15 protein-coding genes are annotated in these 18,329 nt (G+C 58.3%); 7 read left to right on the top strand and 8 right to left on the bottom strand.

All coding sequences use genetic code 11. The annotated features are described in order from the left end of the window. Positions 1-14 precede the first annotated feature (14 nt). The 6 genes from DW171_RS02280 to metK all read right to left on the bottom strand — a co-directional run bounded on the left by DW171_RS02280 (position 15) and on the right by metK (position 8,617). Positions 15-1,229: an ABC transporter permease gene (locus DW171_RS02280; RefSeq protein ID WP_118270300.1), complete on the bottom strand. Its 1,215-nt coding sequence runs from the start codon at positions 1,227-1,229 to the stop codon at positions 15-17. After that, on the bottom strand, positions 1,226-1,999 hold the full coding sequence (locus DW171_RS02275; protein WP_118270299.1) for an ABC transporter ATP-binding protein: 774 nt from the start codon (positions 1,997-1,999) through the stop codon (positions 1,226-1,228). Before DW171_RS02275 ends, DW171_RS02280 begins: the two co-directional genes overlap by 4 nt. Next, the gene (locus tag DW171_RS02270; RefSeq protein WP_118270298.1) at positions 1,999-3,411 is read right to left on the bottom strand and encodes an efflux RND transporter periplasmic adaptor subunit; all 1,413 of its coding nucleotides are present in this window, start codon (positions 3,409-3,411) and stop codon (positions 1,999-2,001) included. Before DW171_RS02270 ends, DW171_RS02275 begins: the two co-directional genes overlap by 1 nt. A 132-nt stretch (positions 3,412-3,543) precedes the next feature. Further along, on the bottom strand, positions 3,544-5,268 hold the full coding sequence (locus DW171_RS02265) for a L,D-transpeptidase (protein ID WP_158548922.1): 1,725 nt from the start codon (positions 5,266-5,268) through the stop codon (positions 3,544-3,546). Positions 5,269-5,417: 149 nt separating this feature from the next. Next, entirely contained in the window at positions 5,418-7,025 is a 1,608-nt protein-coding gene (sdaAA, locus tag DW171_RS02260) for an L-serine ammonia-lyase, iron-sulfur-dependent, subunit alpha (RefSeq protein ID WP_118270297.1), read from the bottom strand. A 311-nt stretch (positions 7,026-7,336) separates the two neighbouring features. After that, positions 7,337-8,617: a methionine adenosyltransferase gene (gene metK, locus DW171_RS02255; protein ID WP_118270296.1), complete on the bottom strand. Its 1,281-nt coding sequence runs from the start codon at positions 8,615-8,617 to the stop codon at positions 7,337-7,339. A gap of 323 nt (positions 8,618-8,940) precedes the next feature. Between metK and gltX the strand changes: the two genes are divergently transcribed. The 7 genes from gltX (at position 8,941) to DW171_RS10060 (ending at position 17,261) form a co-directional block, all read left to right on the top strand. Continuing rightward, positions 8,941-10,416: a glutamate--tRNA ligase gene (gene gltX / locus DW171_RS02250; RefSeq protein WP_118270295.1), complete on the top strand. Its 1,476-nt coding sequence runs from the start codon at positions 8,941-8,943 to the stop codon at positions 10,414-10,416. A 70-nt stretch (positions 10,417-10,486) separates the two neighbouring features. After that, on the top strand, positions 10,487-12,946 hold the full coding sequence (gene priA, locus DW171_RS02245) for a primosomal protein N' (protein WP_118270294.1): 2,460 nt from the start codon (positions 10,487-10,489) through the stop codon (positions 12,944-12,946). Between the two features lie 18 nt (positions 12,947-12,964). Further along, entirely contained in the window at positions 12,965-13,501 is a 537-nt protein-coding gene (def, locus tag DW171_RS02240) for a peptide deformylase (protein ID WP_118270293.1), read from the top strand. Between the two features lie 318 nt (positions 13,502-13,819). Continuing rightward, the gene (fmt, locus tag DW171_RS02235; protein WP_118270292.1) at positions 13,820-14,740 is read left to right on the top strand and encodes a methionyl-tRNA formyltransferase; all 921 of its coding nucleotides are present in this window, start codon (positions 13,820-13,822) and stop codon (positions 14,738-14,740) included. Then, positions 14,737-16,137, top strand: coding sequence for an RsmB/NOP family class I SAM-dependent RNA methyltransferase (locus DW171_RS02230; protein WP_118270291.1), 1,401 nt, complete (start codon positions 14,737-14,739; stop codon positions 16,135-16,137). The genes fmt and DW171_RS02230 overlap by 4 nt, the downstream gene beginning before the upstream one ends. 183 nt (positions 16,138-16,320) lie before the next feature. After that, a complete protein-coding gene (locus DW171_RS02225) occupies positions 16,321-16,635 on the top strand; it encodes a hypothetical protein (RefSeq protein ID WP_118270290.1) in 315 nt (104 codons plus the stop codon). Next, positions 16,632-17,261 carry a hypothetical protein gene (locus tag DW171_RS10060; RefSeq protein ID WP_147357333.1) on the top strand — a complete coding sequence of 210 codons (630 nt, stop codon included), beginning with the start codon at positions 16,632-16,634 and terminating at the stop codon, positions 17,259-17,261. The genes DW171_RS02225 and DW171_RS10060 overlap by 4 nt, the downstream gene beginning before the upstream one ends. A 13-nt stretch (positions 17,262-17,274) precedes the next feature. Here DW171_RS10060 and DW171_RS02215 read toward each other — a convergent pair whose 3' ends face one another. Both DW171_RS02215 and DW171_RS02210 read right to left on the bottom strand, forming a co-directional pair. Further along, on the bottom strand, positions 17,275-17,571 hold the full coding sequence (locus tag DW171_RS02215; protein ID WP_233539070.1) for a hypothetical protein: 297 nt from the start codon (positions 17,569-17,571) through the stop codon (positions 17,275-17,277). A gap of 384 nt (positions 17,572-17,955) precedes the next feature. After that, on the bottom strand, positions 17,956-18,204 hold the full coding sequence (locus DW171_RS02210; protein WP_118270288.1) for a helix-turn-helix transcriptional regulator: 249 nt from the start codon (positions 18,202-18,204) through the stop codon (positions 17,956-17,958). Positions 18,205-18,329: the final 125 nt, after the last annotated feature.

Raw genomic sequence — 18,329 nt, 5'->3', positions numbered from 1 at the left:
TTGTTGGTGGTGGCTTACTGGTAGCGTAGGCACTCCACCGGGTTGAGCTTTGCCGCGCGGCGAGCGGGGTAGAAGCCAAAGATTACGCCGATGCCGACGGAGACGCCGAAGGCCAGCAGCACCGTGGCGATTGAAAAGCTCGGTGTGATCTCCCCGCTGGCACCGAGCTCGTTGAGAACCCCTGATCCTGCGGCAAACATCGCGAGGCCCCAGGCCAGCAGATAGCCAATCAGGACACCCAGCAGGCCACCGGTGACGCACAGCGCCGAGGACTCGGCCAAAAACTGCGCGGTGATATCGCGGCGACTGGCGCCCAAGGCACGGCGAATACCGATCTCGCGGATGCGCTCAGTCACGTTGGTAAGCATCATATTCATAATGCCGATTCCGCCGACAAGCAGTGAGATACTGGCGACAGCGCCCATGATGAGCGAGAAGGCGCCCATAAACGAGTTGAGTGCATCGATGGCGCTTTTCATGGAGGTCGCCGATACGCTGTCGTACTCATCATCCTCCGAGATGCCCTTCATCGCGCGCACCTTAGACTCGATGGTCTTGCAGAGCTCGTCCATGTCTGTGCCCTCGGCGGCAAGTGCCGTCACGCTGGGAAATGAAGGATTCTCGTCGCCAAACAGGCCGGAGATGGTTTCGCGTGGCATATACAGCGTGAGTGAGCCCATGGAGTCGCTGCCGCCATCAATCACGCCTACAATCTGCACCTCGCCGTTGGACACCTTGATGGTTTTCCCCAGTGCGTCCTGTTCGTTGCCGTAAAGCTGATCGGAGCCGCCGCGGCTGATGAGCGCCACGCGCGAGCCTGATTGAGACTCTGCCTGTGAATAGACACGTCCCGCAACGAGCTTGCTGGCGCCCACGGCATCGAGCATGTCGCTATCGACGCCGTGTGCCATGACGGTATAGCTTTTATCCCCGACCTTGTACTCGGAATACGCGCTATCGACGATGCCGATCTGCTCAATCTGCGGCACCAGTTTTTTAAGCTTCTGGGCGTCAGAATCAGAGAGTTCTTGGGACGAATAGATCTGAACCATGCGAGCTGCGTTGAGGCCCAGGCTGTTGACCAAGCTGTTTTGGATGCCGCCGATGAGCGAAGTCATGGCAATGACCGAGGCGATGCCGATGACGATGCCCAGGATGGTGAGCAGGCTGCGCCCCTTGTTGGCCTCGAGCGAGTGAAGGGCTTCCTGGATAAGATCGCGGGCGCTCATGCCATCACTCCTTTCGGCGGGTTGGCGGAGGCGGAAATCATGGGCAGGTTATCTACGGCGCTGCGTAGGGTCCGCGGTGCATGCGGAATATACGCGCCGTCGTGAATGCGACCGTCGCGGATGGTCACGGCACGGTCGGCCTCGGCGGCGATGCCGGGGTCGTGTGTGATAAGCACGATGGTTTTGCCGCGCTCCTGGAGCTTGTGGAAGGTTTCCATGACGAGCGCTCCCGTGGCGGAGTCCAGGTTGCCCGTCGGCTCGTCGGCCAAAATGATGGGTGGATCGTTGACAAGGGCGCGCGCGATGGCGACGCGCTGCATCTGGCCGCCCGAGAGCTCGGATATGCGGTGGTCCCAATGGTCGACCGGCAGTGTGACGGCTTGCAGCGCGTGCACGGCGCGCATCTCGCGCTGGCTACGCGGCACATTGGTGTAGGACAGCGGCAGCATGACGTTTTCGATCACCGTCAGACGCGGCAGCAAGTTAAAACTCTGAAAGACAAAGCCGATGCTCAGCGCGCGCACCTCGGTGAGCTCATCATCGTCGAGCTCGGCGACGTTGAGCCCTTGCAGGAAATAATCACCCGCCGTCGGCTTGTCCAGGCAGCCCAGGATGTTCATGAGCGTCGACTTGCCCGAGCCCGAGGGGCCGGTGATGGCGACGAACTCACCGGGGTTCACCGCCAGGCTCACGTTGTGCAGGATGTGGGCGCAACCGGCCTCGCTCTCAAAGATGCGGTGCACGTTGCGGATGTCGATGACGGGACGCATTACTTGCCCTCGTCGGCAGACATATTGTCGCCGCCGTCTGCCGTCATGCCTGTGCCGGTATCCGTCACGATGGTGTCGCCGTCGCGTAACTTGGTAACCGGGACGTCTGGGTTGATCTCGTTGCCCTGGTCGTCGCGCTTGACCTGCGTCTTACCGACTACAGCCTCGTTGTCGTTTTGCGTCACGACGGTCACCTTCACGCGGCGCGTCTTCTTGCCTTCCGAATCGGTGGCCAGATTGACGTAATAGTGCTCGCCGTCTTCGGTCATCAGCGCCATGGTCGGCACCATAACCACGTCGTCGAGCTTCTCGGTCACTACCGAGACCTCGGCAGTCATACCCGGCTTAAGGCGACTGTCGGGTGCTTCGATGAGGATGTCGACGTTAAAGGTCACGCTGCCGCCGCTACCGGAGCCGGAGTCAGAGTTTGCCACCGAGGCGATAGCCGTGACGGTGCCCTGACTCACGATATCGGGAAACGCGGGATAGGTCACGTTGGCGCTTTGGCCCACGGCAATTTTGGCGATATCCTTTTCGCCCACCTGAACCGTCACCTTCATCTTGGACAGGTCGGCGATTTGCATGCACTGCTTGCCGCCGCTCGTGTCGCCTTCGCCCATGATCGTGCCTCCGGTCACCGTGGCACCGACTTTGGCGTTGAGCTCGACGATGTTGCCCGAGCTGGGGGCCTTTACGGTGCGCTCGGTCGCCTTTGCAGTTGCCTGCTCCAGCGTTGCCTGGGCCGAGGCGAGGTTGCGCTGGGCGGTCGAGACGACATTTGCGTTGGCGTTTGCGTCCGATGGGCCGGTCGATCCGTCACTGTCCGTTGTCGGTGCGGCCTGTGCGGCCGCGAGCGTCGCCTTTGCATTGTTCAGGTCTTCCTGGGCGGCCGCGACCGCGCGCTGCGCCTCGGAAACAGCGCTATCGAGCGCGTCGTTCTTAATGGTCATGAGCACGTCGCCCTCGTTGACGCTCTGTCCGGCCTGCACGTTGATCTGCGCCACCGTACCATCGACGGAAGGGGAGACGACCGAGGCTGAAATAGGCTTGAGCTGTCCCTTGGCTTCGACTGTGGTGGTAAACGTGCCTTCGGTGACCATGTCGGTCACCGGTCCGTTGGTGCCTGCGGGTTGCGCGTTGATGACCAGCGTTGCGATGATGGCAATGAGCGCGATGGCAACAACGACACCGACGGCGATACCGCGTCGGATGAGCTTTTTGCGCCGACGCTCGGCACGCTTTGCCTTGAGCTTTGCATAGGCTTCTTCATCGGAAATCTCGGCGGTATCGTTCGTGCGTCCGCTCTGCTTTTCGGCATGTACGTTTGTAATCAAAGGAATCGTTTCGGTGGCACCTTCGGGCGTGTACTCGGCATCATCCGGGCCTGGGGTGATGGTGGGGACATTCGGCATAGCGTCTCCTTTATAGAAAGTTCCTCAATAAGTATATGCGCCCGTCGCGTAAGGCGGGCGCATATGGCGGATTCTTTCGGAACTGTTAGATTGGTCGCAGCGGCTCCACGTTGTGGGAATGCGCGCGTTGCACTACGAGTGGACAACCACGCACAGGCCGACTTTGATGCAGTCGTGAAGTGCCTTTGCATCGGCCAGGCGCAGGTTGATGCAACCGTGGCTGCCGCACCACTTGTACGACTCGGCATTATCGAAGCTCTTGTCGTTTTGCCAGGTGGCGTCGTGGAATCCGACCATATTGCCCTCGAACGGCATCCAATAGCTGACCGGGCTCTCGTATTTGGGCTTGCCGGTCTCGGGGTCCTTGGCACCGATAAGCTTGCTGGCGCCATTGTTGCTGTTGATCTGCCATACGCCCTCGGGGGTGGCGTCCTCTCCCGGCTTGCCAGAAATAAAGTTGGCCTCCCAAACGATATTACCGTTCTCGTCATAGTAGCGCGCGTGCTGCTCGGACAGATCGACGTCGATATACGCCTTCCAGTCGGGCTCTCCCTTTGCGGTAAAGGTGTCGGCCTTCTGGGAGTACTTGATCTCGATTTCGCCGGTCTGCTTGTTGTTAATGGCGTCCTCGACCTGCTTGGCGAGCGAGCTGCTGTCAATGGACCAACCAAAGTCACCGCCTTCGACGGCACACTGCTTGCCATCGGCGCGCGTCCACCAGCGAGTGGAGCCCACGGTATTAAAGCCGTTCGCGAGCTCGGCTGCCCAGCTGCTGATTTGCGACGTATCGAGCGTGGGGTTGGCAGGATCGGCAAAGCTGATCCACTGCAACACGGAGCTGCCATCAACCTTTCCGGCATCCTCGCCGTTGAGCTTGAGGGTCACGTTGACGCCCAAGAAGTTGTTGGCGGCATCGCATGCGGCCTGAATCTGATCATCGGTCAGCGTTCCATTGAGCGGCTCATAGGCATCGTTGCCGAGCTTGGAAAGATCTACGGTCTCGGCCAGCGAGGCAAGCTCGAGCTCGGCATACTTAATGACATGCTCGCGGTTGAGTTTTTCGTTGGAGCGCGCCTTCTCGACGGTAAACTTGCCGGCCTGCTCGTCATAGGAGCTATTGGCCTCGAACGTGCCCGAGCGCCCCTCGTTAAACTCGTCGATGGCGGCGCCCAGATCCTTCTCAAACTTCTTTTGGTCAAAAGTGTCGGAGAGCATGGACAGGTCGACGTCTTGATCAAGATCGACTTCGTTGGAGGTAGCGGTTGTTTTGGTCTTTCCGCTTAAGGATTCCACAAGGCGGACCGGCCATACAAAGGCTTCGTTGTGGCTGATGATCTCTTTTGCGGCAGCTTCGCCGTCGACGATGGGCTCATCGGACTCGGGCTGATACGTCCAGCTAAAGTCATCGCCTGTCACGGTGAGCTTATAGTGCTTCCATGCCGAGTTGACCTTGGTGGCGGCAGACGAAGCGTTGGAGAACGAGACGTCGACGCCGGCGATGGTGGTGTTGGGGTAGGCTAGCTGGGAAAACGCTACGACGCCTACGATATAGACAATGACGATAAGACCCAGGACGACAAAGAGCGTCGTCTTTTTGCCCGACTTATTGTTCTCGGCGGGTTTGCGCGCGGGGTCGCGATCGCCTCGACCGTGCTTGGGGGGCTGCTTGGGCGTATTGCTGTTTGCCTGGCGCTGCTGACGTGGCTGACGCTGCTGGTTCGGGCGTTGGGAAGCGTTTGCCGCACCACGCTCCTGACCGTGGCTCGGCGCGATAGGACGCGGCGACTGAACGCCACCGGTGTGCCTGCTCGGCTGCTGCGGATCGGGAATCAGTTGAGTTCGATCGTTTTGCGACATCGTATGCATATCCTTCGAATTTCGCCTTGCGGCTCATCGTGTTTTTACTGGGCTTGCATTATAGCGATTACCTAGTTGTTTGTGGTACGGAAACGGTGGCATTCAAAAGAGGTGGGACATTTGTCCCACTATCGAGTCGTTCTTGGTCACTACCCGCACACACCGCATTTTGCACAGGCCGAAAGTGCGGCCGGAGCCTGTGCGATGCCGCCCTTTGCCGTCTCGCGCAGCGTGGCCGGCAGGGCGTGGCCAACCGAGAGCATGACGTGTGCCATCTGGTCAAACGGCACCAGGCTCTTAATGCCGGCGAGGGCGAGTTGTGCGGAGCTAAAGGCGGCTGCCACGCCGATGGCGTTGCGGTTTTGGCAGGGCACCTCCACGAGGCCACCGACGGGGTCACAAACGAGGCCCAGCAGATTACTTAGCGCGATGGAACTGGCGTCGAGCGCCTGCTCGGGTGTGCCGCCGAGCATCTGCACCAGCGCGGCGGCAGCCATGGCGGCGGCGCTTCCCACCTCGGCCTGGCAGCCGCCCTCGGCGCCGGCGACGCAGGCGCTCGTGGTGAGGTTGAGGCCGATGGCTGCTGCGCAGTAGAGCGCGTCCATCACCTGCTCGTCGTCGAGCTGCAGGTCGTCGGCGAGTGCCAGCACACAGCCGGGGACGACGCCCGCGGATCCTGCCGTCGGAGCTGCGACGATTACGCCCATCGTGGCCGAGCGCTCGAGCACGGCCATGGCGCGGGCCACGGCGTCAGTCTGGACGGCGCCCATTAAATTGGAGCTCAGGTCGTTGCGGCCGGTGGCATCGACAAGCTTGGCCTCGCCGCCGATAAGCCCGCCGAGCGAGCGCTGCGGATTGACGATAGGGGCCGTGGTCTCCTCGCGCATGACGTCGAGCACGCGGCGCATGGCGGCGACGGCGTGGGCCTCGCCGGTCAGGCGCGCCTCGCGAACGGCCATGACGGCGCCGATGCTGAGCCCCAGTTCCTCGCACGCATCGAGCAGCTGCTCGCCGTCGTCGAAGATTTCCTTGGCCGAGACGCCGGGGGAGAGCGACGAAGCAGAACCGGGGAGCTCGATAAAGGTCGCGTAATCGACATTGTCGAGCTTACGCAGCATCGGGACAACAGTGTCGTCGGGCGCGCCGTCGGTCTCAAAGACGGAGTAGGCCTGGCCGCCCACTTCGGTGCGGTAGGTGCGGCAGAAGGCGATGTTCACATGGGCGTAGGCGAGCAGGTTGGTGAGCGCTGCGAGCACGCCGGGGACGTCCTGGTGCGCCACGAAGAGCGTGGAATACATGCCCGAGATGTCGACGCCGACGCCGTTAATGCGGCTGATGCGCATCTTGCCGCCGCCCAAGCTCTCGCCGCGGACCTGCGCCGTGGCGCCCGTGGCGTCGACCATATCGATGTCGACGGTGTTGGGGTGGATGGAGGCGTCGTCGCCCTTGATGTCAAAGTGATATTCGAGGCCCTGCTCACGTGCGAGGTCAAAGGCCTGCTTGATGTTCTCGTCATCGGTGTCGAGGCCCAGAATGCCCGCGACGAGAGCGCGGTCGGTGCCGTGGCCGCGGTAGGTGTGGGCAAAGGAGTTCCACAGGCCAAAGGTGACCTTAGTGATGCGGCCTTCCAGCAGGCTGGCGGCAACTTGGGCGCAGCGCAGGGCGCCGGCGGTGTGCGATGAGCTGGGGCCGACCATGACGGGCCCCAAAATCTCGAATGCCGAGGTCGTAGCTAGTGTTTGCGGCTTGCCTGCCATATGCGCTCCTGTTCTATCCCGTCGTTCCGAGGGCTTTGGTATTTGGTCGCCTGCTCTACAGTCCTGGCTCGCACGGAGGCCACATTAAGTGGCCTCCGGCTCGTGCGGAACTCGCGATCGACCAAATACCAAAGCCCTCGGAACTTAGGATACATGGTAGGGGCACGCTTGCTGCAAAATTCATCAGCTGGGAACCTATTCTGCGTCCCATGTCGACTCATCTTCGCCACCGGTTAATAAAAAAGAGGTACCGGTTGTTCCGGTACCTCTTTTTGGCGTGTTTCTATTTGGCTGTGGCTTTTCTCGTAAGCCTACAGGCCACAGGCTGCTTTGAGTTCTTCGACTCGGTCGGTCTTCTCCCAGGTAAAGTCGGCGTCTTCGCGGCCGAAGTGGCCGTAGGCTGCCGTCTTCTCGTAGATCGGTCGACGCAGGTCCAGGTCGCGGATGATCGCGCCCGGGCGCAGGTCGAAGGTCTTCTCTACGGCCTCGACGATCTTGTCCTCGGCAACATGCGCGGTACCGAAGGTGTCGACCATGATTGAGAGGGGCTTGGAAACGCCGATGGCGTAGGCGAGCTCGACTTCACAGCGGTCGGCCAGACCGGCGGCGACCACGTTCTTAGCGACCCAGCGCGCGGCATACGCGGCGGAACGGTCGACCTTGGTGCAGTCCTTGCCGCTAAAGGCACCGCCGCCGTGACGGCCGTAGCCGCCATAGGTGTCGACGATGATCTTGCGGCCGGTGAGGCCCGTGTCGCCCATGGGGCCGCCTACGACAAAGCGACCGGTGGGGTTCACATAGATGTCCGCGTTGTCCCACGGCATGTTCTCGGCGGCCATGACCGGGGTGATGACGTGCTCGATGAGGTCGGCCTTGATCTTGCCCATGTCCTCGATCTCGGCGGCGTGCTGCGTGGAGATGACGATGGTCGTGACCTCGACGGGCTTGCCTTCCTCGTAGCGCACGGTGACCTGGGTCTTGCCGTCGGGACGCAGATAGGCGAGGGTACCGTCGTGACGCACGGCGGCCAGGCGCTCGGCCAGGCGGCTTGCCAGGTAGTGTGGCATGGGCATGAGGGTCTTGGTCTCGTTGGAGGCACAACCGAACATCATGCCCTGGTCGCCGGCACCGATCAGGTCGATCGGGTCGGTGGTAGCGCCGGTCTGGGTCTCGAAGGACTCGTCAACGCCCTGGGCGATATCGGGCGACTGCTCGTGGATGAGGCTCATAACGCCGCAAGTGTCGCAGTCAAAACCGAACTTGGCACGGTTGTAGCCGATGCGGCGGATAACACCGCGGGCGATTTCCTGTACGTCGACGTAGGCCTGGGTGCGAATCTCGCCGGCGACGATGACAGTGCCGGTGGTCACGAGGGTCTCGCAGGCGCAGCGGACGTTCTCCACGTTGGCAGGCACGCCGTTGGGGGCGATGTAGCCCTGCTCCTGGAGCTCTATTTCTTTGGCGAGGATTGCGTCGAGGACGGCGTCACTAATCTGGTCAGCGATCTTATCGGGATGACCTTCGGTCACCGACTCCGACGTAAAAACAAAGGACCCGTGTTGGGGTGGGATGGAACGAAGTTCTTCTGACATGATTGTCCTTTCAAAAACGTGTCCCAGCGACCGTTACCATTCCGCCGGGCTCTCTATGCAAGGGCACATCATAGCGCGTAAATCAAACATTCACACCCTTTCCGCACCTACTCATTGGGGACAGACTTAATTACTCATTGGGGACAGACTTAAATGACCAGTCTTAAACCAAGAATGTCCCCAATGACTACAACGACTGGTCATTTAAGTCTGTCCCCAATGAGTAGTCCCCAATGACTGGGTCGGTGCCCTTTGTGCGGAGGTTGCTTTGATGCTTTATACTGATGCGGTTAGACATCCATCCTGCAATCGAGGAGATTTCCATGGCATCAGACGTTCGCGTCCGCTTTGCACCCTCACCGACGGGCAAACTGCACATCGGCGGCGCCCGCACCGCTATCTATAACTGGGCTTTCGCCCGTGCAAACGGCGGCACGTTCATCCTGCGCATCGACGACACCGACCCCACCCGCTCCACCGACGAGAACACGCAGATTATCTTGCGCGCCATGCGTTGGCTGGGCCTGGACTGGGACGAGGGTCCCGAGGTGGGCGGCGACTTTGGCCCCTACGCCCAGACCGAGCGCCTGGACCTGTACAAGCAGGCCGCCCAGAAGCTTTGGGACGAGGGCAAGGCCTACCCCTGCTTCTGCACCAAGGAGCAGCTCGAGGCCGACCGTAAGGCCGCGCAGGAGCGCAAGGATCCCTTCCAGGGCTATCAGCGCCGCTGCCGCGATCTCGATCCCGAGGAGGCCCGTCGTCGCATTGAGGCCGGCGAGTCCTACGTCCTGCGCATCAAGGTGCCCGAGGACCGCGGTGACGTCGTTATCCACGACGCCGTTCACGGCGAGGTGACCTTCGACGCCAAGGAGCTTGACGACTTCGTCATCTTCCGCTCCGACGGCACGCCCACGTATAACTTCGCGACCGTCGTCGACGATGCCATGATGAAGATCACCCATGTCATCCGCGGCGACGACCACCTGTCAAACACCCCGCGCCAGGTCATGGTCTACGAGGCCCTCGGCGCGCCCGTGCCCACGTTCGCCCACATCTCCATGATCCTGGGCGCCGACGGCAAGAAGCTCTCCAAGCGCCACGGCGCCACCTCGGTGGAGGAGTACCGCGACGCCGGTTACCTGTCCGACGCCTTCGTCAACTATCTGGCGCTGCTCGGCTGGTCGCTCGACGGCGAGACCACAATCATCCCGCGCGATGTCCTGGCCAGCAAGTTCTCGCTCGACCGCATCTCCAAGAACCCGGCGACCTTCGACCCCAAGAAGCTTGATTGGGTTAATGCCGAGTACATCAACGGCATGTCCGACGCTCAGTTTGCCGATGAGATCATGGTCCCCGAGCTGCACGAGGCGGGTCTTATCGAGGGTAATGTCGAGTACGGCGAGGATTGGATCGATGCGCTTGCTGCCATCGTTAAGCCGCGCACCAAGATGCCGGCCGACGCCGTGACCGTCGCCGCTCCCATCTTCGCTACGGCCGAGACGCTCGAGTATGACGAGAAATCCGTTAACAAGGGCCTGGCCAAGGAGGGTATGGGTTCAATTCTGGACGCCGCCAAGGCCGCGCTCGAGGGCGTGGACGAGTGGACAGCCGCGAACATCGACGCCGCGCTTGAGCCGCTTCCCGAGCAGATGGACCTCAAGAAGCGCGTGGTGTTCCAGGCCGTGCGCGTCGCCGTCTGCGGCAACATGGTGAGCCCTCCGCTGGGCGAGACCATGGCGCTCGTCGGCCGCGACGACTGCCTGGCGCGCATCGACCGCGCCCGCACGATGGCGCTGTAGCAGCTGCGTAAACGCATGTATCCGAGCCCCGTTCACCCGAGCGGGGCTCTTGTTTCTAAAGACGTATGGGATGGGAGGTACAGAGACCATGGCCGAGCAACTGTCGCTGTTTGGTTCGCCGGAACCGGAGGAAGCTCCGAAGTCCGCGGCCCCTGCCGTCGCCCCGGCGCAGCCTGAGACCGTTGCCGCCCATGCGAGTGTGGTCCTGGACATCCCTACCCGTGCGCTGTCCGAACCGTTTGTTTACGGCATCCCTGAGCCCCTTGCCAACGATGCCCAGATCGGCTCCACCGTCCTAGTTCATTTTGGCAACCGTGCGGCCGCGGGCTACATCGTCGACATCGCGCCCGAGCTGGGCGACCTGCAAGGTAACGACGCTCTCGACCCCGCGCGCGTCAAGCCTATCGAGGCTATCCTCAGCAAGCCGCTCTTTACCGCCGAGGCCGCCCGTATCGCACGTTGGATGAGCCGCGAGTACGTCGCGACGCTTTCCGAGTGCCTGCGCCTGTTCTTGCCTCCGGGCGGCAGCCCGCGCGTGGTCAAGGGCGATGACGGAGCATGGTCGGTTGAGCGTCCCGCCGTCAAACCCATCCAAAACCGCTGGGTGATGCTTACGCCCGAAGGCTTTGACTACACGCCGCCCAAGACCGCGGTCCGCCAGCGCCAGCTCATCGAGGCGCTTCAGTGCGGCCCCGTTACGACGCGCGACCTCAACCTGCTTTACAACAGCATGTCGGCAACCATCAAGGCGCTCGAAAAACGCGGCGTCGTGGTGGTGGAGGAACGCCGTGCGTGGCGTGGCTGCAGCGAGCAGACCACGCTGTCCTCGGCAAGCGGCAAGGCGCCGGTCTCCCTTACCAACGGCCAGCAACAGGCGCTCGCGCAGATTGAGCGCGCCCGTCTGGACGCTCATGGCGACGTGGTGTTGGTCGACGGCGTCACCGGCTCCGGCAAAACCGAGGTTTACCTCTCCGCCATTGAGCGCGTGCTTGCAGCCGGTCGCTCGGCCTGCGTGCTGGTGCCCGAGATTTCGCTGACGGCCCAGACCGTCGGCCGCTTCCGTTCGCGCTTTGGCGAGACGGTCGCCGTGTTCCATTCGCGGCTTTCGGCCGGCGAGCGCCTGGACCAGTGGGATATGGTTGCCAGCGGTGCGGCCCGCGTGGTCGTCGGCGCACGTTCGGCGCTCTTTTGCCCGCTTGACGACCTGGGCCTCATCATCATTGACGAGGAGCACGAGACCAGCTACAAGCAGGGGTCCAGTCCGCGCTACCATGCGCGCGAGGTGGCAGCCGAGATGGCGCGCCGCTATCGCTGCCCGCTCGTGCTGGGGTCGGCCACGCCTTCTGCCGAGGCCCTCGACCGCTGCCGCCGCGGCATGTATAACGGTGCCACCTGGACGCGTGTCGAGATGCCCGAGCGCCCCGGACACGCCGTGCTGCCTACGGTCCGCATTGCTGACCTGCGTCGCGAGTTCTCGCACGGCAGCCGCTCCATGTTCTCAAAACCCTTGATGGAGGGATTGGAGCGTGTGGTCGGGCGCCGCGAGAAGGCCGTGTTGCTGCATAACCGCCGTGGCTTTGCGCCATTCCTGATGTGCCGCGAGTGCGGCTGCGTCCCCACCTGCAACCACTGCTCCACAGCGCTTACGTATCACGAGCGCACACACACGCTGCAGTGTCACACATGCGGTTCGTCTTGGCGCGTGCGGCCGTATCCCGCGCCCACGAGCCGTTGCCCCAAATGTGGCAGTCGCTACCTGGCAAAAATGGGCCTGGGCACGCAGCAGATCGAGGACGCTCTGCACCAGTTGCTTCCCGAGGACGTTGCCATCATTCGCATGGATGCCGATTCCACGTGTGGCAAGGATGCGCACAAAAAGCTGCTCGAGCAGTTCGATGCGGCGGATTGCGCCGTGTTGCTGGGTACCCAGATGATCGCTAAAGGTCTCGATTTTCCCGAGGTCACGCTCGTGGGCGTGGTCAATGCCGACTTCGCCCTCAAGCTGCCCGATTTCCGCGCAGGGGAGCGCGCCTACGATTTACTGGAGCAGGTCGCCGGCCGTGCCGGTCGCGGCGATCGTCCCGGTGAGGTGATCATCCAGACCTACCTGCCCGAGGATCCGGTCATTCGCGCCGTCGCTAAGCACGACCGTTCGATCTTTACCGACTACGACCTGGACCAGCGCCGCGACGCCCTGTATCCACCGTTCGTGCGTCTGGTCAACATTTTGGTGTGGTCGGCGAACCGAGACGACGCGCAAGACTACATCGGCCGCATCGCCAAGCTCCTCAAGCGTCGCTGGCATGCCGCCGCGCCCGATTTTTTGCGGGCAGGGAGTGCCGTGCCGCAGGTGCTGGGCCCGGCTTCGTGTGTAATCGAGAGAGCCAAGGACCGTTACCGCTTCCATCTGCTTGTGAAGTCGCCCGTGGGGTACCATGTCTCTGATGATATCGACGCCTGCCTCAAAGAGGTGGGCTCCGTGCGCGGCGTGAGCGTGAGCGTTGACGTCGACGCCTATGATTTGATGTAACAACCTGAAAGGATGGCCATGGAAGCCAACGGAATCGTACTGTCGCCCGACCCTCGTTTGCGCCAGGAGTGCGCCGTCATCGAGGAGATCACCCCGGCGATCGAGGCGCTTGCCGAGAAGATGAAGAAGATGATGTTCGAGAACGGCGGCTGCGGCCTGGCTGCTCCGCAGATCGGCGAGCTTATTCAGCTCGTCACCATCGACTGCGACTACAGCGACAAGAACGACTACGACCCGTACGTGCTCATCAACCCTGTCATTGTTGAGCAGAGTGACCATTTGGTGCCGTTTAGCGAGGGCTGCCTGTCTATCCCCGGGATTAGCTGCGAGATCGAGCGTCCCGACCATGTCGCCGTCGAGGCGTACGACTTGGATGCCAACCTGATTCGCTATGAGGCTTCGGGCGACCTGTTCTGCGTGTGCCTGCAGCACGAGATCGATCACCTGCACGGCAACACCATGTTCGAGCGACTGAAGCCGATGCAGAGGCTCAAGGCCGTCAAGGAGTACCAGGACGCCCTGGCCCGCGGCGCTCGACCGGGCGAGACGGAGTAGGTTTGTCCGTCCCCGGGGCTCCCGCCTATATCATCCCGTGCTCAAACATTCTCGCTGCGCTGCGAAACTGCGCGCGGGACGATATAGGCGGGCGCCCCGGGGACTACGTTGACGCTGCTTGACTCGCCCGGGTGCCGTCGGGCCAGGGATGGGCGTCTTCGCTGATGGGTGCTTTGCTGAAAGAGCTGCTTTTATGCGGCTCTTTCTTTGTTTTTGGGTATATTTGAACGTGTTGAATTGTTTTGGCGTCGAGATTGCGACTTGTCCTGGCGCTGTTGTTTGTAGCCGTCTCGGTTTTGTTTGAGGGGAGAAATTATTATGCGTATTGTGTTTATGGGTACGCCTGATTTTGCTGTGCCTTCGCTGACTTCGCTTGTTGAGGCTGGGAACGAGATTGCGCTTGTTATTACTCGTCCCGATGCTGTTCGTGGGCGTGGTAAGAAGCTTGAGCCTTCTCCTGTTAAGGCCAAGGCGCTTGAGCTGGGGTTGCCGGTTGTTGAGGCCAGTCGTATGACGCCCGAGGTTGTTGCGGCGCTCCAGGCTGCGCAGGCTGATATTTTCTGTGTGGCTGCCTATGGTTGCATTTTGCCTGATGAGGTACTGCATATGGCGCCGCTCGGCATTGTGAATGTTCATGCGTCCTTGCTGCCTCGTTGGCGCGGCGCGGCTCCCATTCAACGTGCCATTCTTGCTGGTGATGAGATTGCTGGCGTTTCTATCATGCGCATTGGGCATGGCGTGGATACTGGTGCTTATTGTGCTCAGGCTTCCACGTCGGTTGCCGGTAAGCATGCCGAGGCGCTGACTATGGAGCTCGCTGAGCTCGGCGGCAAACTGCTTGCCGATACGCTTCCCTCTCTTGCCGATGGCACTGCCGTGTGGACTGAACAGGATGAGGCGCTCGTTACCCATGCTGCCAAGATTTCTAAGCAGGAGATGCGCTTGGATCCGCAAATGGCGGCGCTCGATTGCGTGCGCCATGTGCTTGCTTCGTCCGATACCGCGCCTGCCCGTTGCGTGATTGCCGGCAAGACTGTGCGTGTGCTCGATGCTGCGCCGGCTGATGTGTCACTTGACGAGGGTCAGGTTCTTGTTAAGACCAAGCGTGTTTACCTTGGCCTTTCCGATGGCTCGGTTGAGTTGCTCAAGGTTAAGCCTGATGGCAAGCGTGCTATGGCCGCTTCTGCTTGGGCTGCTGGCTTGCAGGGTGCCGATCTTTCGTGGGGTGTATTGTCATGAGCAAGCTGTCTCCCGCGCGCAAGCTTGCGCTCGATGTGCTGATGGAGGCTGATCGCCGCGGCATGTATGCGCGCGACGTGCTGTCCTCTCGCGCATCGGCCAAGGCTATTGACCAGCGCGATTCCGCTTTTGCCGCCCGCTTGGCGCTGGGTGTGGCCGCCACTCAGGGTATTTTGGACGAGCTGCTCGATCAGTTTCTCGATAAGCCCAAAAAGGTTGCGCCGCGCGTTCGCATGGCGCTTCGTATTTCTGCCTTCGAGATGCTCTACCTGCATACGCCTGGCCGCGTTGCCGTAAGTCAGGGAGTTGAGCTGGTTCGCTGCGGTGCTAAGTCTGCCGCTGGCTTGGCCAATGCTGTACTGCATAAGGTTGCGGATAACGTTGAGGACTTTGCTACGGCGTCCGATGTGAATGAGTCTGAGCGACGATTGGTTCGTCTGTCGCGTCTGATGGGTCTGCCGCGCTGGCTGTGCGCTCGCATTATGGCATCCTTCGACACGCCAGAGGGTACGCTCAACTTTGCCGGCAATCTGGCGCCCGCGCCGCTGGCTCTGCATGAGAACGCCTTTGCGACTAATCCCGATCCGTATATCTCGCAGCGCGTCGCGCCTGTCTTCCCGGGCTGTCATGCCCCGGTTGATGCCCAGGTTACCGTTTCGTCGGGCGTATTTGAGCGCGCTGCTGCCGTGGCCTCGGATCTTAACGCCCAGCTCATCGCCACAGCTGCCACGCGCCCTGGAAGCTGCCTTGAGATTGGTGCCGGTCGTGGCACCAAGACCTATGTGATGATGTGCCAGGCCAAGCGTGCGGGCTATGAGCGTCAGCATACGGCGCTCGATTTGCATGATCGCAAGTGCGATCTGAATCTCGCTCGCCTGCATAAGGCCGGTATTCAGGGCGTTCGTACGGTTTCGGGTGATGCCTGCGAGCTTGATGAAGTACTGACGTCGTTTGATGCCATGCTTGGCAAGCCGGTTAAGTTCGACACGGTCTTTATCGATGCGCCGTGCTCTGGCACCGGCACCATGCGTCGTCATCCCGAGATCCCTTGGCGCCTGACCGAAAAAGATGTGACGGTTGAGCTGCCCAAACTGCAGCTTACGATGCTCAAGGAGGCTGCTGCCCGCGTGGCTGCCGGCGGCGAGCTTATCTATGCCACCTGCTCGGTCTTTGATGAAGAGAACACGCAAGTCGTGGATGCGTTTTTGGCTTCTCCCGAGGGCGCAGGTTTTAGCTTGGCACCCCTCTCCGAGGCGCAGATTCTGCAGTTACCCGAGTTCGAACAAGCCAAGAAGCTCGTCTCCGTACGTCAAAACGACCGCGGACTTTTCCAAAGCGTCCCCGTAAACGCCGACTCCTACGACGGCCACTTCTGCGCCCGCCTGGCTCACATGTAACAACTAAGCTGCGTTGAAATAGGGATTGAAAGACGCTTCTACCCGCTAAACAGTCCTTATTTCACCGCAACTCAGGATTTTTCTGGGACGGGGATTAATAAATCGGGCATTAAAGTGGGCGGTTGGATTCGGTAAGTTTATGGTTACATGAACTGCTCGCAGATTTAATATTGAGGGGTTAAAATGATCGATCTTAACAATGACAAGATTGACAATCCTGAAGATAAAACTCAGGAAAATGAAGAGGTTGAGAATTCTTCGAATAAAAAGCGAGTAATTATTGGTGCCGGTATTGTTGCTCTGCTTATTGCTTGTTGTGTCGGTGGTTATGCTGGTTACAATTACGAACAAGCATGTAGTGAACATAATCAGCAGGTTGAAGTTTTGTATTCAAAGGCTAGCGATAGTGTTGCTGCCTTTAAAGCTGATCCTAGGCTGCTAACTTTTGAGCAACGTCTTGATGCCATTAAAATGCTCAAAATAATAAAGAGATATTGAATAAAGAAATCTCTGATGACAGCTATAAGTATGCTGATGGCACTTCCCCTGATTGGACGAAGTTGCTTAATGAATACGATTCCATAATTAAAGACTGCCGTAATGCTCAAAATAATGAGTGGAATACTTCTCTAGCTGACCATGTTGACTTTGATGTAAATTCTACTGAAGATACTGACTCTCTCCAACAGCATATTAATAGCCTCAATGGCCTTCTTAATGATATTTCTAACAAAGATAATCAGAAGCTCTTTTTTGAAGATGCCAAAAAGGATTCTAAAAAGTTCATTGATCAAATCAATGAACAGATCAGTCGTTATCAAACTCGTATTGATGATGTGAACAAGGCAAAAGCTGAAGCTGAAGCGAAGGCTCTAGAGGAAGTAACAGCACAAGCTCAACAGCAGAGTTCTCAGCAGAACGATTATTCTAGCGGTAGTAACTACTCTGATAATAATTCTGGTGGATTTTCTAGCAGTATTTCTTCTTCCAATAATAGTGGTGGTAAGTATGTCATTCGTCAATTAGATCAATATGAAGCAGCTGGTAACTATATCGGATCTACTCATTGGTATAGCGATGGTACTTGTGATGATCCTTATGCTGCCGGTATGGGCGGATTTTAAAATATACTAATTTTTAAAAATTGTTTTCAGAATGTCCTTTCGTGTATGAACGGTTTTCGTCTGCATACGTACCATAACGATAAACGTTTGGTGTCCAATGCGTAAATGTATCTTGATTTTCGTGAATCGCTTCTTCGGAAGTCAGAACAACGCCACGTCCGCCAATCATGCTTTTTTTTGAGCGATACGCAAAAATAGCCCCTTTGCTTTTACCTGGCTTGGTAGTGATTGAGCGAATTTTACTATTTTTAAATTTGTACTTTAACAAGCCGTCATGAAGCACAGTTTCTACAACAAAAGGGATATTCATTCAGCTGTTCTCCTTTCTTACGAAAATTAATTAGTTAGAAGCTACGATCAAAGTTGAATCACAACAAAAAAGGCAATCAACTAAGTTTTTCTTAATTGATTGCCTGGTATCTTCTTAAAGACTTGAAATTCCCTCAAAAACCCGATATAATGGGTTTACAGATATTTAAGTATCTGATTAATAAAGTAATTAAATACTTTACCAAATTTCGGGTCTCGACTTCTTTAATTGATTGGTGGTAATCAATTAAGGCTCGCAACTTATTTTCTTGGCGGAAAATAAGTTGGTCGTGGCTCTTTTTTTGTATTCTTTATTCAGTTCGTTGTTTCGTTATATCTAGTATACCGCTTTTAAAAAAAATAAGCAACAATTTCGTTAAATATATTAACGAAATTGTTGCTTCTCTTCTTCTATTTGCAACTCTACTTGTTCTAATTCATTAGGAATTAAGTCAATAACTAAGGTTGAGTTTGTCAATTCTGCAATTCGTTCCAATGTTTTTAATGTCGGATCTGATTTTCCTGATTCAATCAATGAATAATTTGATCTACTCATTTCTAATTCTTGGGAGAATTTTTCTTTTGATTTGGTACCTCTCATCTTTTTTAAGCTTTCTCTAAATGCTAGTTCCAAGTTTCTCCCTCCTGTTTATGTAAATATTTTGCACGTTTTCCATTTAATTATATCGTTACACCTTGTAAATCACAAGTGATTAATCACAAATCACTTGTGATTAGTGATTGTTATTGGTGTTGCCT

Origin of the sequence: Collinsella sp. AM15-2 (assembly GCF_003471985.1) — a bacterium.
In the GTDB taxonomy this organism is placed as follows: Bacteria; Actinomycetota; Coriobacteriia; order Coriobacteriales; family Coriobacteriaceae; genus Collinsella.
The sequence above is the reverse complement of the archived record's forward strand: the minus strand, read 5'-3'. Positions and strand labels throughout refer to the sequence as shown.